We start from the raw sequence: 386 nt of genomic DNA, 5'->3' as shown, positions 1-386 counted from the left end.
GATATTGAAATTGGGTTTGTTGTTGCTTTTGATTAAAGACTAATCAACTTTATCACATGGATACATGTTCTTAATATAGAACATTCCATCAAAAACATTTGTCCAACTCCCTTTTTCTGATTTATGAAAAAGGCCTTTCATATAAAACAATTCATCTGTCCGTATTGTTCTAAAATTTATAAACCCGAAATTATAGTTAAGTTTATTTACCCAACTCTCAAAACTTTGAAGTTTTGGTTTTTCTATTTCAAACTTATCCAGAACAGAAATTCTGCCTGCCGTTCCTTGATGTGATGTAAAACCAAGGATATAGACTTCTGACCCAAGTAATTTATAAAGTTCATTTCCAAATGAAGTTGAATTTTGGCCAGGAATGAGTGCTATAT

Annotated in this window: 1 protein-coding gene; it reads right to left on the bottom strand. The window is 30.8% G+C overall.

Annotated elements, in window-relative coordinates; all coding sequences use genetic code 11:
- Positions 1 to 39: 39 nt before the first annotated feature.
- Positions 40 to 386: erythromycin esterase family protein (locus A7976_RS15205; RefSeq protein WP_165601740.1), on the bottom strand; the 347-nt coding region annotated here is incomplete at its 5' end.

This window comes from Methylobacillus sp. MM3 (assembly GCF_001645185.1).
Taxonomy (GTDB): domain Bacteria; phylum Pseudomonadota; class Gammaproteobacteria; order Burkholderiales; family Methylophilaceae; genus MM2.
Note: the sequence above shows the minus strand (reverse complement) of the source record. Positions and strands in the feature narration are given on the sequence as shown.